We start from the raw sequence: 13,729 nt of genomic DNA, 5'->3' as shown, positions 1-13,729 counted from the left end.
AGTAACAGCCGGTCCTCAAGTAAATCTTAACCAAATTTTAAATTATGTAGCACCTTCATTTACATCTAATACTCAAACAATATCTGATGGTACTGACCATATTGACCCAGCTTCTTTAAGAGGATTAGGTCCAGATCAAGTTTTAGTTTTAATAAATGGAAAAAGAAGACATACTTCTTCATTAATTAATGTAAACGGAACTTTTGGTCGTGGTAGTGTTGGGACAGATTTAAATGCAATTCCTGCCGCTTCAATTGAACGTATTGAGGTTTTAAGAGATGGTGCAGCTGCACAATATGGATCTGATGCCATTGCAGGTGTAATTAATATTGTTTTAAAAAGAAGTACCAATGTGTTAACTATGAATGTGACAAGTGGTGCAAATTTCTCTAAAAATGCAAACTCACAAACTGGTGGAGTTGATGGTGAAACTACAAATGTAAGTGCTAACTACGGTTTACAATTAGGTTATAAAGGTGGTTTTATTAATTTTACTGGAGATTTTGATGTAAGAGAAGATTACAACAGAATGAAAGAATGGGAAGGTTCAATTTTTAATCTTTATAACACTGTTGAAAGATTTGCTAATAATGCTGGATACGACTTATCAAATTTATTAGATGATGATGTTTCAGATGTAATCCAATATGGTAATCTTGCCGGATTGGGACTTAGCCCAACCGCAACTAAAGCCGAATTACAAGGTATATTAGGTGCTGATAACACAGCTGCTGAATTAGCAGCTCGTGGATTAGAAGCTAGTGATTTTAATATGAGAGTTGGACAATCTGCTTTACGTGGTGGTCGATTCTTTGCAAATATGTCACTTCCCTTAAATGATGAAGGTACTGAATTTTATTCATTTGCTGGAGTTAGTTCAAGAGTAGGTAATTCTGCAGGTTTTTATAGATTACCAAACCAAAGTAGAACTTTTACTCCTGCCTATATAAATGGGTTCTTACCTGAAATAAATTCTGCTATTACTGACAAATCATTTGCTGTTGGTATTAAAGGAAAAATTTCTGATTGGGACGTAGATTTTAGTAATACTTATGGTAAAAACGAGTTTTTATACACAATAGGAAATACGTTTAACGCTTCTATGCAAAATTCATCCCCTACAACTTTTGATGCAGGTGGATTTTCATTCGCTCAAAACACAACTAATTTAGATATTAGTAAATTTTATGATGATGTAATGTCTGGAGTAAATGTTGCTTTTGGAACTGAATACCGTGTAGAAAATTACGAAATTGTAGCTGGTGAAGAAGCTTCATATTCACAATATACTGCAGATGGACAAGCTATTACATTAGCATCTCAAGCAGCTTCACAAGACTTTTTTGGGAATTCAAGACCGGGTGGATCTCAAGTATTTCCTGGTTTTAGTCCTAAAAATGAATTATCAAGACAAAGAAGCAGTGTCGCCGGTTATTTAGACATTGAAGCAGATTTTTCTGAAAACTTTTTAGTAAGTTTTGCAACTAGATATGAAGATTATTCAGATTTTGGTTCAACACTTAACTTTAAAGTTGCAACTAGAGTTAAAGCAGGTGAAAATACAAATTTAAGAGCAGCTTTTAATACTGGTTTTAGAGCTCCTTCTTTACATCAGTTAAATTTCAATTCTACATCAACTATATTTGATCAAAATGGTGACCCTCAAGAAGTTGGTACTTTCGCTAATGATAGTAGAGCTGCTAAATTATTAGGAATTCCTCAACTTAAAGAAGAAACTTCTAGCAGTATGAGTGTTGGTTTTACATCTAAATTACCTGATGCTAATTTAACAATAACAGTTGATGGATATTGGGTTGGAATTGATGATAGAGTTGTTTATACAGGTCAATTTAGAGGCCCAGGAACTGGAACAGAGTTAGATAATTTATTAGCTCAAGCAAACGCTACAGCAGCCTCATTTTTCGCAAATGCAATAGATACAGAATCTAAAGGTATTGATATTGTGATTACACATGATGCGATGATTGGTGAAACTGCAAAATTAAAATCTGATTTATCAGGTACTTTTTCTAAAACAGTTCAAGTTGGTGACATTAAAGCTTCTGACGTGTTAGAGAATGCTGGTTTAGTTGGTACTTATTTCCCTGAAGATAGTAGAGTCTATTTAGAAGAGGCTGTTCCAAGAACAAAAATCAATTTATCAAATAGTTTAACAACTGATAAATTTAATGTATTCCTAAGAAATGTTTGGTTTGGTGAGGTTACTGAAGCAACTACTACAGTGGCTAACCAACAAGTTTTTGGTTCAAAATTAGTAACCGATTTATCAGTTGGTTACAAACTGACCGAAAGCACAACTGTTACAGTGGGTGCTAATAACTTATTTGATATATATCCAGATAGAGCTGCTGATGAATTTAACAATAGAAGTTCAGGAAGATTTGATTGGTCAAGAAGAGCACAACAATTTGGTGTAGGTGGTCGTTTCTTATTTGCTCGTTTAAACTTTGTTTTGAACTAATTTTGAATACTTTAATTTAAAAGTTTCAATTTTAATTAGTTTAAAAACCGTAAAGATAAATTTCTTTACGGTTTTTCATTTTATCAAATATTACTTCCTTTTTTTACATAATAAAAGTTAAATACACTTGATAAATATCATATGCTTAAAAATGAATAATACCGAAATTTGTAACTGAAAAATTTTTACCTAGTTATTTTATTAGTATAAGGCCAAATCGTAAGATAAAAAATGAAACATAAAACAAAGCTATTTCTATTATTTTTAGTTTTAGCTACCGCAACAATGAGTGCTCAAAATACAACCAATGAAGATTGCGTTGAGGTAGGCACATTAGAAGTTAATGAACCTTTAAATAATATAAATTCACAACCTGAATTTCCTGGAGGAAATGTAGAACTTGCGAAGTATTTAACCAAAAACATTAGATATCCTAGAAATTCAAGATCTTCGAGTTCAAGAGGAAAAGTAATTGTTTGCTTTAAAATTGAAAGAGATGGAAAAATATCAGATGTGCAAATTGTTAAAGGCGTTAATAAAATTTTAAACAAGGAGGCAAAAAGAGTCGTCTCGAATATGCCAAACTGGAAACCAGCCGTTGAAAATGGGATTGCAATTACCAGTAAACGAAATATGCCAATTGTATTTTTTAGAAATTAGTTCCTGCAGTTAATTGGTCTAAATTAAAAAACTCCTCAAAATTGAGGAGTTTTTTAATGCTTTACAATATTTGCATATATATTATATGTTCCCCATAATTTTAATATAGGTAAACTCTTTACTTACTACAAAAGTATTATTTTTAATAGTTAACTTCTTAATATCAATTTCTTCGTTATCTACCATTATTTTTTGAATTTCAAATGGTAAACCGTGAAGAGTAATTCCAAATGTGTTGTATTCCGTGGTAAATTTACCCGACTTATATTGTTGAATCGTCAAGGAATCCTTCTTACCATTAACTTTAAAATTTCTTAAGCTATATCGGCCTTTTTTATAATCATAACCATCATGACTATCTTCATATACTTGTGATTCCTCTTTTCCTAATTTAAAATATACCTCTAATTTTAACTCTTCTATGGTTTTCTCTCCAACATACTGTTGTATCGGGTATTTAGGAATAATTGCACCTTCCTTGATATAAATTGGAAAACTATCAATATCCGCATCTACCCATTTTTCTTCACCTCCCTTAATTAATTCGTCATCCCAAAAGCTATACCAGTTACCTACAGGAAAATACATTCTTCTTCCTTTCGCATTTTGTTCTAAAATTGGGCAAACTAGTATCTTTTCGCCAAAAATAAATTCATCATTTCTATAATGCGTGTGCGCATCATCTTGATCGTATAAAACCAGCGATTTTAAAATAGGTACTCCTTCGTTTGTATATCTCCAAAATGAAGTATATAAATATGGTAATAATTGATAGCGTATTTCTATAAATTTACGAACAATGTTAGTAACATTACTATCAAAAGCATATGGTTCTTGATCTCCGTGATCACCAGATGAATGTGTTCTACAAAAAGGGTGAAAAATTCCTAATTGAATCCATCTCGTAAATAATTCTCCGTTTGGTTGTTCTGCAAAACCACCAATATCTGACCCTACAAAAGAAAATCCTGACATACACATGCGTTGAGCTTGCGCGTTTGCAATCGACAAATGATCCCAAGTTGCAACATTATCACCTGTCCATGTTGATGTATACCGTTGAGTACCACTATAAGCTGCTCTTGTAATTACAAATGGTCTTTTAGGATATGAGAATTTTTTTAAACCATGGTAAGTTGCTCTTGCCATTTGCATGCCATATACGTTATGTGCTTTTCTATGACTACAAAAATTTCCATCATAATTATGCCTTACATCATTAGGAAAAGTTTTTCCCGGCACATCCATAACGGCAGGCTCATTCATATCGTTCCAAACACCTTTAACCCCTATATCTTCAATTAATTCTTTGAATAAGTCCGCCCACCATTCTCTAACTTCAGGATTTGTAAAATCTGGAAAATAACATTCTCCTGGCCAAACTTTACCTTTCATATATGGTCCATCTGCACGTTTACAAAAATAATCTTTTGCTAAACCTTCTTGATATACACTATAATCTTTGTCTATTTTAATACCAGGATCAATAATGGCTATTGTTTTAAAGCCATCATCAGATAGTTCTTTGACCATTCTTTTTGGATCTGGAAAATATTCCTTGTTCCAAGTGAAACATCTAAATCCATCCATATAATCAATATCTAAATAAATAGCATCACAAGGAATTTTTAAGTCTCGTAAAGTGCTCGTTATTTCTTTCACTTTTGATTCTGGATAGTAGCTCCATTTACATTGATGATATCCCAACGCCCATAATGGAGGAAGATTTTGAGGTTTTCCAGTTAAATCTGTATAAATCGAAACAACATCAGACATCTCAGGCCCATAGATAAAATAATAATTCATCTCCCCTCCTTGTGCCCAAAAACTTGCTATATTTCTACGCTCATGGCAAAAATCAAAAAAGGATCTAAATGTATTGTCAAAAAATATTCCGTAGGCTTTTTTATGATGTAATCCGACATAAAATGGAATTGTTTTGTAAATAGGATCTGTAGTTCTTCCGTAAGCATATGAATCTGTTACCCAATTCTCAAAACGCTTTCCTTTTAAGTTATTTTGAACTGGTTTATCTCCCAAGCCATAATAACTTTCACCGTCAAAAGTAGTTTTAGACATTTTTACAATATTGCCTCCATTCTCATAACTCTCCTCCCAATGAAAACCCAATTCATCTTGACTTAATAAGGTTTTATCTTTGGCATCAAAAATGGAAGTTCGCATATCTAACTTAGAAACGTGACAAATTAATTTTGATGTTGTTATTATATAATTATCTGTGTCTTCAGTAACATCAAGTTGATTAAATCCTTTACTCGCGTGTTGAGAGATTGCATATGAAAAATCATTCTCAAAAATAGAAGTAGTTGTAAATCGAAAGCGCAAAACACTATCACGTTCAACAGTAACTTGAAGAACTACATCATTATCACTTGTAAAATAAAGTGTATCTACATCCTTTTTATAAGAAATTATTTTAGATGGAAACAAATTTCCTTTGTATTCTAGTTCTGTATTTAAAATCATAAATTATCGCTTAAACGAATTGCAAACCTACTAAATTAAATAAATTAACAATAATTATTATTCGTAAAAAAACATTAATTATTTTATGAAATAATTAATGTTTTTAATGCACTTTATATTTATATACTATTTTAACTCTAGCACAGTAATTCCAAGTGGCGGTAAAGTCAATTCTACAGAATAACTTCTATTATTCCAAGGAGTCTTTTTAATTGTGATTTGCCTAGAGTTTAAGATTCCACTACCTCCAAATTCTTTAGAATCACTATTAAATATTTCTTTTAATTTTCCTTTTTTAGGTACTCCTATTCTGTATTTTTTTAAGGTATTTGGTGTTAAGTTACAAACTACAATAACATCATCTTTATCATTCTTTCCTTTTCGAATATAAGAAATAACAGAATTTTCATTGTCATCTAGACTAATCCATTCAAAACCCTTATGACTGAAACCTTTTTCATAAAGTGCAGGAGTAGATTTATAGAATTTATTCAACGCTGAAAAATAGTCTTTTGTTTTTTTATGAATATCAATTTCCAATAAATTCCAATCTAAGCTACTTTCAAAATCCCACTCATCATATTGTCCAAACTCACCACCCATAAATGTTAGTTTTGTTCCTGGATGCGTAAACATATAACCATACAACAACCTTAAATTTGCAAAACGTTGCCATTCATCACCTGGCATACGGCCCAAAATAGACTTTTTCCCGTATACCACTTCATCGTGTGATAGGGGAAGCATAAAATTTTCTGTAAATGCATAATTTAAACTAAAAGTAATATCATTTTGATGATGTTTTCTATAGATTGGATCTTTCCCAAAATATTCTAGTGTATCGTGCATCCATCCCATCATCCATTTCATACCAAATCCTAAGCCTCCCATTGAAGTTGGCCTTGAAACCATTGGAAACGCAGTAGACTCTTCAGCAATTGTTTGAACATCAGGAAATGAAGCATACACTTCTTCATTTAACTCTTTTAAAAATGAAACAGCCGCTAAGTTTTCATTTCCTCCATATATATTAGGCTCCCATTCTCCATCATTACGTGAGTAATCTAAAAATAACATAGATGCCACTGCATCCACTCTTAGACCATCTACATGATATTGATCTAACCAAAATAGGGCATTACTTATTAAAAATGACCGCACTTCATTACGCTCATAGTTAAAAATTAAGCTTTTCCAATCTTGATGATATCCTTTTCTTTTATCAGGATGTTCATATAAATTAGAACCATCAAAATACCCTAATCCATGAGCATCCTCAGGAAAGTGAGAAGGTACCCAATCTAATATAATACCAACTCCATTTTCATGTAATTTATCTACTAAATATTTAAATTCTTCTGGGTATCCAAACCGTGAAGTTGGGGCAAAATAACCCGTAATTTGATATCCCCATGATGGATTGTAAGGATACTCCATAATTGGCATGAACTCTACATGGGTATAATTCATATCACTCACATAATTTACCAATTCATCAGCTAATTCAAAATAAGATAAAAAACGATCTTCCTCAACTTGCCTTTTCCACGAGCCTAAATGAACTTCATAAACTGAATATGGTGCATCTAAAGCATTATGCTTTTTACGCGTTTTTAACCAATTCTTATCTTTCCATTGATAGGTATCATCCCAAACTATAGATGCTGTTTTTGGCGGATGCTCATACCTCCTAGCATAAGGGTCTGACTTTTCTGAAATATATCCATTATTATTTGAGTGAATTTTATATTTGTATGCTGTTCCTTTCTCAACATGAGGAATAAAACCTTCCCAAATTCCAGATGAATCCCATCTAACATTTAATTGAAATTCTCCATCTACCCAATGGTTAAAATCTCCTATTACAGAAACCTGTTTTGCTGTAGGTGCCCAAACCGAAAAATATGTTCCTTCAACTCCATCAACTGTAACTAAATGAGAGCCAAACTTTTCATACAATCGATAATGTTTTCCTCCTTTGAAAAGATTTATATCAAATTCTGAAAATAAACTAAATACTTTTACTTGTGCCATAAATTATTTAATGATTAATGATATTTGAAATTCCTTTTAAAGGAATTAAAGCCCATTGTGGGCGAGAATTAAGCTCGTAACCTAATTCATAAACTGCTTTTTCTAACAAACAATACTCTAATATAAAAATGCGTTCTTGATTATAACCAATATTTAAATTTGCTTCTTGAACTTCATTAATATAGGTGCCTAAAAATACGCCTGTAAAATAACTATATAAAAGTTCAGCAGCTTCAAATAAGGTATCTTGAGGAAAATTATATTCTTTTGAATTATTAAAAATGGTAGCATAAATTGCATAATGAAACGATCTAAATAACCCCGCAACATCCTTTAAAGGTGGCTGTTTTACTTTTCTATCTCTTATAGTACTTTCAGGTTCTCCTTCAAAATCTAATATATAAAAATCATCATCTTTTACTAAAACTTGTCCTAGATGATAGTCTCCGTGAACACGTATCCTTTCCCCTTTTAATTTTGTCCAATCAAATTTTACAAAACGCTTTCTAATTTCGTTTTTTCGATTCAAAAATTCGTGAGCTAAATCCAACGACAAACCATTTAGTTTGTGTAAATTATTTTCTATAGTATTCAGCCTATTTTGGAATTGATAAAGCAACCTGTTTTTTAACCAAACCGTATAATCACTATTATACCGAGTTGGAGTGAATGCTGTTTCCTCAAATTCAGACCCTAAGCAAATATGCATCTCTGCAGTTCGCTTTGCTAATTTTTGAATTTTTACAAATAAATTTAATCCAATCCAATCTATAATTTGAGGCGGTACATCATTAATTCCTAACCTTAAAAACAACTCTGTTTTTGGTAATACATGTACATCAATATTCTTTTCATTTAAATTTGAAAATACTCTACTGACTTCCTTTAGCATATAATCCCATGCATCTCCTTGGTTTTCAACCATCTCCTGCATTAAACCAATTGTTATTTGAATTTTTTCTGAATCAACAATGCTAATACTTCCTAAAAATCTTGGTGTGTTTTTAAATTCTTTTTTTTCTGATAAAAACCTGCTCATTTCATAATCAGGATTTTTATTTGCATAAATTCTTCTGAAAAATTTTAAAACATATTTTTCATTATAAACAATTGAAGTATTGCTTTGTTCTAACCCCATAAATCTGGAAGATTCATAGCTTATATGATTAAAATAAGGACTTTTGAGGTATTGAACTCTTCCTTTTTCCGTTGGATTTGCATTAATGATTAATTCAAATACAAGTTTTCTAAAGGCTTCAAGATTTATAGCATCAATAATATAACCAGATTGTCCTTTAATATTTATTGGTAAAATTCTATCCTTCTTTGCGAAATTTTCATCAGAAACAAAAGCAATTGGTAAAAAATAATGTTGGTAAAAAGCTTCTACAAAATTAATTTCTAATATTAAACCGTAATAAACTTCATCCCCTTCTTGAATTTTAAAATATTCTGAAAGTTCAATATATTTTAGCTTACTCGCTTTTCCTCCATACCAACGTTGTTTTAAAATATACTCTTCAATTACATCAGATAAAAAAACTTTTACAAATTCAGGACTATCCAATAATTGCTCCCAAGGCATATCAAACTCATAAGGTAACTCTAGCGGGTTATTAGACATTTTATTTGACGTTATTTATTTATTCTAAATATATGTATTGGCAGAGATGGGTGCAACTGAACAAAATTCCATTCAGAATTCCAATGGTAAGAATTACCGGTAAGTAAGTCTTTTACCTCAATTCCTTGTCCGTGATGAATTCCTAAATCATGCATGGGTAATTGAATTGTTCCTTGTTGCGTATAGTGATCATCGAGACTAATTACAATTAAAAGTTCATTTGTTTTGGAATCGTTCCATTTATAGAAACCCATCAATTGGTCATTTTCTATCGTACAAAACTTTATGTTATTTGTTTGTTGAAGCGCTTCTTGCTCTTGTCTAATTTTATTAATTTTAGTAATTATTCTTATTAGGTTGTTATTTATTTCCCAGTTATAATTACAAATTTGGAACTTTTCAGAATTCAAATATTCTTCTTTACCTAATAAAGCATCACTTATCATTTGTTCAAAAACAGGCCCATAAATTCCAATATTTGAACTTAGTGTTGCTGCAAGTGCATAACGCTGCATATACTTGGACTCATTTGCACCTTGAAGATGAAATGGATTAATATCTGGAGTGTTTGGCCAAAAGTTAGGTTTAAAATATTCACTTAGAGCAGTTTGTGTAAGATCATTCATGTACTCAATTAATTCATGCTTTGAATTTCTCCAAGTGAAATAAGTATATGATTGCGTATAACCTTGCTTCGCCAATTGTTCCATTACTTTAGGTCTGGTAAATGCTTCTGCTAAAAATAATACATCTGGGTATTTTTTCTTAACCTCTGTTATAATCCAATTCCAAAAATAATATGGTTTTGTATGAGGATTATCTACCCTAAATACATTTATTCCACACTCAATCCAATAAACTAATATATCTAAACACTCATTCCAAAGATTTTTAAAATCAGTAGTTTCAAAATATATTGGCAATATATCTTGATATTTTTTTGGTGGATTTTCGGCATATTGAACGGTACCATCTGGTCTCCATTTAAACCAATCAGGATGCTGTTTTACCCATGGATGATCTGGAGCAGTTTGCAACGCATAATCCATCGCTATCTCAATACCCAATTTTTTTGCTGCCTTAATTAAAGCTTTAAAATCACTTATTGAACCTAATTGTGGATGTAAATCTTTGTGTCCACCTTTTTTGGAACCAATACCCCAAGCAGAACCAACATCTCCTTTTTTAGCTTCTGTAGTATTATTTTTTCCTTTTCTATTTACCTCACCAATTGGATGAACTGGAGGAAAATATAAAGTATCAAAGCCCATGTTAGCAATTCTTGGTAATAATTTAATACAATCTTTAAAAGTTCCATGAACTCCTTCTTTATTTGATGAAGATCGAGGGAAGAATTCATACCAAGTACTAAATTGTGCCTTCAATCGATCCACATAAATATCGAAAGATTTAGATGAATTAGCTAGTTTTTTTTGGGGATATTTCCAAAAAATAGCTTTCAATTTCTGACCACGTGCTTCTAAAATAGCATTGTCATAAACCTTTTCATTTAAAAATAATTTCTTTAAATTATCTAAATATTCCTTTTCACTTTTAGAAACCTTCTTTTCAATTTCTTTGATATATTCAACACCTTCTAACAACTCTGATTTTACATGCTGATTATCGTCAATTTTTCGAGTAATTCCATGTTGCCAATTCAAAGCATAATCAACCCATCCTTGAACTTTATAAGAATAAAAACCTTGTTTTTTAACTACAAATGAAGCAACCCACTCATCGTTATGTAAATGATTCATCCTAACTTCACTCCATTTATTCTCGGTCTCATGCTTAAATAAAACTGATGCAGCGATGATGTCATGTCCATCAGAAAAAACATTAGAATTCACAGTAACCATTTGATTCACAACCCTTTTTATAGGAAACTCTCCACAATTAACTTGAGGTGAAACATGGTCTATAACTACTCTTTTTTGATTTTGCATTGTAACTTTAAATGTTAATCTTTTAAATATTAAATCCGTTAGGAATAACCGCACCTTTTTTTACAACAACAATACCATCTCTAATGGCGTAAGTATCAGTTTCAGTATCCTTTAAATGTTTCCCTCCATTAATTTTCACATCATCTCCAATACTACAATTCTTATCTAAAATGGCATTTTTAATAAAACATCTAGACCCAATACCCATGGATGTTATAGATGGATCAATTATTTCCTCTAATGGTTGATAATAATCTCCTCCCATCATATAGGTATTTATAACAACCGACTCTGCGTCAATTCTTGATCGAATTCCAATCACTGAATGCTCTATTTTCGCTGCATTTATAATGCAACCATCTGCCAAAACTGTTTTATCTAATAAAGTTCCAGAAACTTTTGTTGTAGGTAACATTCTAGCATGTGTATAAATACGCTTCGCCTTGCTATATAAATCAAACTGCGGAAAATCATCTGTTAATCCTAAATTGGCTTCAAAAAAGGAATCAATATTTCCAATATCTGTCCAATAACCTTCATATTGGTGGCTTATAACTTTATGACTACCAATTGCGTCAGGAATAATTTCTTTTCCAAAATCATTTGTTTTTGGATTCGCCATTAATTTCACCAACAATTCTTTATTAAATACATAAATTCCCATAGAGGCAAGGTAATTTCTTCCTTGATCTTTCATACTTTGACTAACTTCAGATGTCCAATCCTTTAACAATGAACCATCAGGTTTTTCAATAAAAGATGTAATATCGTTCTTATCATTTGTTTTTAAAATACCAAAGGAAGTGGCGTCTTTTGCATTCACGGGAATAGTAGCTATTGAAATTTCCGCATTACATTCTTCATGTTTTCTAACCATTTCAGCATAATCCATTTGATATAATTGATCTCCTGATAAAATTAAAGCATAATCAAATTCATGTCTCAAAAAATGATGCATACTTTGTCTTACAGCATCTGCTGTCCCTTGAAACCACTTACTATTTCCCGGTGTTTGTTCTGCAGCTAATACATCAACAAATGCAGAACTAAAAAAGCTAAAATGATAGGTATCTTTAATATGACGGTTTAACGATGCTGAGTTAAATTGAGTTAACACGAACATTCTTTTAATATCTGAATTTATACAATTTGAGATTGGAATATCTACTAACCTATACTTCCCTGCAATTGGAACTGCTGGTTTAGATCTAGATTCAGTTAATGGATGTAATCTTGAACCTTGTCCTCCACCTAAAATAATTGCTAACACACGTTTACCTACCATAATCATTTATTAAAATTTATACATTATATTATTTAGTTTTAAAAATACTTTTACTATAACAAAGATTTATATAACTCTTCAACCTGTTTGGCTATTGCTGTCCAATCAAAAGTAGATTCAACTCTTTTTCTTCCTTTTTTTGCCATTTTATCTCTTAATTCCTTATTGATAACTAGTTCATTAATCCCACTCGCTAAATCTTTAGAAAATTGCTTAGGGTCAATTGGCTCAAACGGAGCTTCATTTTGTTGACTTACAGGAACTAATAATCCTGTTTCTCCATGAACAACTACTTCTTTTATTCCTCCTACAGCACTAGCAACAACAGCTGTTTCACAAGCCATTGCTTCAATATTTATAATTCCAAAAGGTTCATAAATTGATGGGCAACAAAAAACATCTGCATGTGAATACAATTGAATTACTTCTTTTTTATCTAGCATTTTATCAATCCAAATCACATTATTTCTAGTTTTCTTCACTTTAGCTACACTATCTTCCATTTCTTTAGCTATTTCAGGAGTATCAGGGGCGCCTGCGCATAAAACTATTTGTGTATCAGTATCTATATATTTTATGGCATTCACTAAATGAATAATACCCTTTTGCCTAGTAATTCTACCTACAAAAAGTACATATGGCTTATTTTTATCTATACCGAATTCTTCCAACGTTGAAGTTTCTTTAGTTACAACATACTCTTGGAGGTTAATTCCATTATAAATAACTTTTATTTTTTCTTCATTAACATTAAAATGCTTTAGAACATCTTCTTTTGTTTCTTTGGAAACTGCGATTACCGCATCAGCCATTTCAATTGCAGTTTTTTCTACCCAGGAAGATGCATCGTAACCTCTTCCAAGTTGTTCTCGTTTCCAAGGTCTTAATGGCTCCAATGAATGCGTAGTAATTACCAAAGGAATACCATAACATAACTTCGCAATAATTCCAGCGAATTGAGCATACCACGTATGGCAGTGAACAATATCAGCATCAATTTCTTTTGCATTCATTTCAATACAAGTACTTAATGTTTGAAGAACTGCTTTAAGCTTATTGTTTGAATTCGCAAAATTATTATTTTCAAAAGGATATCCTTTAACTGATAAATTCCCATTTTTTTCATCTTGATCTCCAAAACAGCGCACATCTACTTGCATTAACTTCTCAAGTTCAGAAGCTAAATACTCAACATGTACTCCCGCACC

The 13,729-nt window shown here is 31.5% G+C and carries 8 protein-coding genes; 2 read left to right on the top strand and 6 right to left on the bottom strand.

The window, feature by feature from the left end; all coding sequences use genetic code 11:
* Both HKP59_RS10515 and HKP59_RS10510 read left to right on the top strand, forming a co-directional pair.
* Positions 1-2,482 (top strand): TonB-dependent receptor (locus HKP59_RS10515; RefSeq protein ID WP_291806578.1); only part of this gene is annotated, 2,482 nt, incomplete at its 5' end.
* A 231-nt stretch (positions 2,483-2,713) separates the two neighbouring features.
* The gene (locus HKP59_RS10510; RefSeq protein WP_291806576.1) at positions 2,714-3,142 is read left to right on the top strand and encodes an energy transducer TonB; all 429 of its coding nucleotides are present in this window, start codon (positions 2,714-2,716) and stop codon (positions 3,140-3,142) included.
* A gap of 81 nt (positions 3,143-3,223) precedes the next feature.
* Here HKP59_RS10510 and HKP59_RS10505 read toward each other — a convergent pair whose 3' ends face one another.
* The 6 genes from HKP59_RS10505 to glgA form a co-directional block, all read right to left on the bottom strand.
* Positions 3,224-5,629, bottom strand: a complete 2,406-nt coding sequence (locus tag HKP59_RS10505; RefSeq protein ID WP_291806574.1) for a glycoside hydrolase family 31 protein — start codon at positions 5,627-5,629, stop codon at positions 3,224-3,226.
* Between the two features lie 126 nt (positions 5,630-5,755).
* Complete coding sequence (gene glgB / locus HKP59_RS10500; RefSeq protein WP_291806572.1) at positions 5,756-7,663, bottom strand: 1,4-alpha-glucan branching protein GlgB; 1,908 nt, start codon at positions 7,661-7,663, stop codon at positions 5,756-5,758.
* 7 nt (positions 7,664-7,670) lie between these two features.
* Positions 7,671-9,287: a trehalose synthase gene (locus tag HKP59_RS10495; protein WP_291806570.1), complete on the bottom strand. Its 1,617-nt coding sequence runs from the start codon at positions 9,285-9,287 to the stop codon at positions 7,671-7,673.
* An 11-nt stretch (positions 9,288-9,298) separates the two neighbouring features.
* Positions 9,299-11,236 (bottom strand): alpha-1,4-glucan--maltose-1-phosphate maltosyltransferase, encoded by a 1,938-nt coding sequence (locus HKP59_RS10490; RefSeq protein ID WP_291806566.1) that lies wholly within the window; start codon positions 11,234-11,236, stop codon positions 9,299-9,301.
* 22 nt (positions 11,237-11,258) lie between these two features.
* Positions 11,259-12,521, bottom strand: a complete 1,263-nt coding sequence (locus HKP59_RS10485) for a glucose-1-phosphate adenylyltransferase (protein WP_291806563.1) — start codon at positions 12,519-12,521, stop codon at positions 11,259-11,261.
* A gap of 53 nt (positions 12,522-12,574) precedes the next feature.
* A partial coding sequence (gene glgA / locus HKP59_RS10480; protein WP_291806560.1) for a glycogen synthase occupies positions 12,575-13,729 on the bottom strand: 1,155 nt, incomplete at its 5' end.

This window comes from Lutibacter sp., from assembly GCF_013041805.1.
Taxonomy (GTDB): domain Bacteria; phylum Bacteroidota; class Bacteroidia; order Flavobacteriales; family Flavobacteriaceae; genus Lutibacter.
Note: the sequence above shows the minus strand (reverse complement) of the source record. Positions and strands in the feature narration are given on the sequence as shown.

Bases quoted from the DNA above. Each gene is read 5' to 3' on its own strand.
- HKP59_RS10510 (WP_291806576.1), top strand. From the start codon at position 2,714: ATGAAACATAAAACAAAGCTATTTCTATTATTTTTAGTTTTAGCTACC.
- HKP59_RS10505 (WP_291806574.1), bottom strand. From the start codon at position 5,629: ATGATTTTAAATACAGAACTAGAATACAAAGGAAATTTGTTTCCATCT.
- glgB (WP_291806572.1), bottom strand. From the start codon at position 7,663: ATGGCACAAGTAAAAGTATTTAGTTTATTTTCAGAATTTGATATAAAT.
- HKP59_RS10495 (WP_291806570.1), bottom strand. From the start codon at position 9,287: ATGTCTAATAACCCGCTAGAGTTACCTTATGAGTTTGATATGCCTTGG.
- HKP59_RS10490 (WP_291806566.1), bottom strand. From the start codon at position 11,236: ATGCAAAATCAAAAAAGAGTAGTTATAGACCATGTTTCACCTCAAGTT.
- HKP59_RS10485 (WP_291806563.1), bottom strand. From the start codon at position 12,521: ATGGTAGGTAAACGTGTGTTAGCAATTATTTTAGGTGGAGGACAAGGT.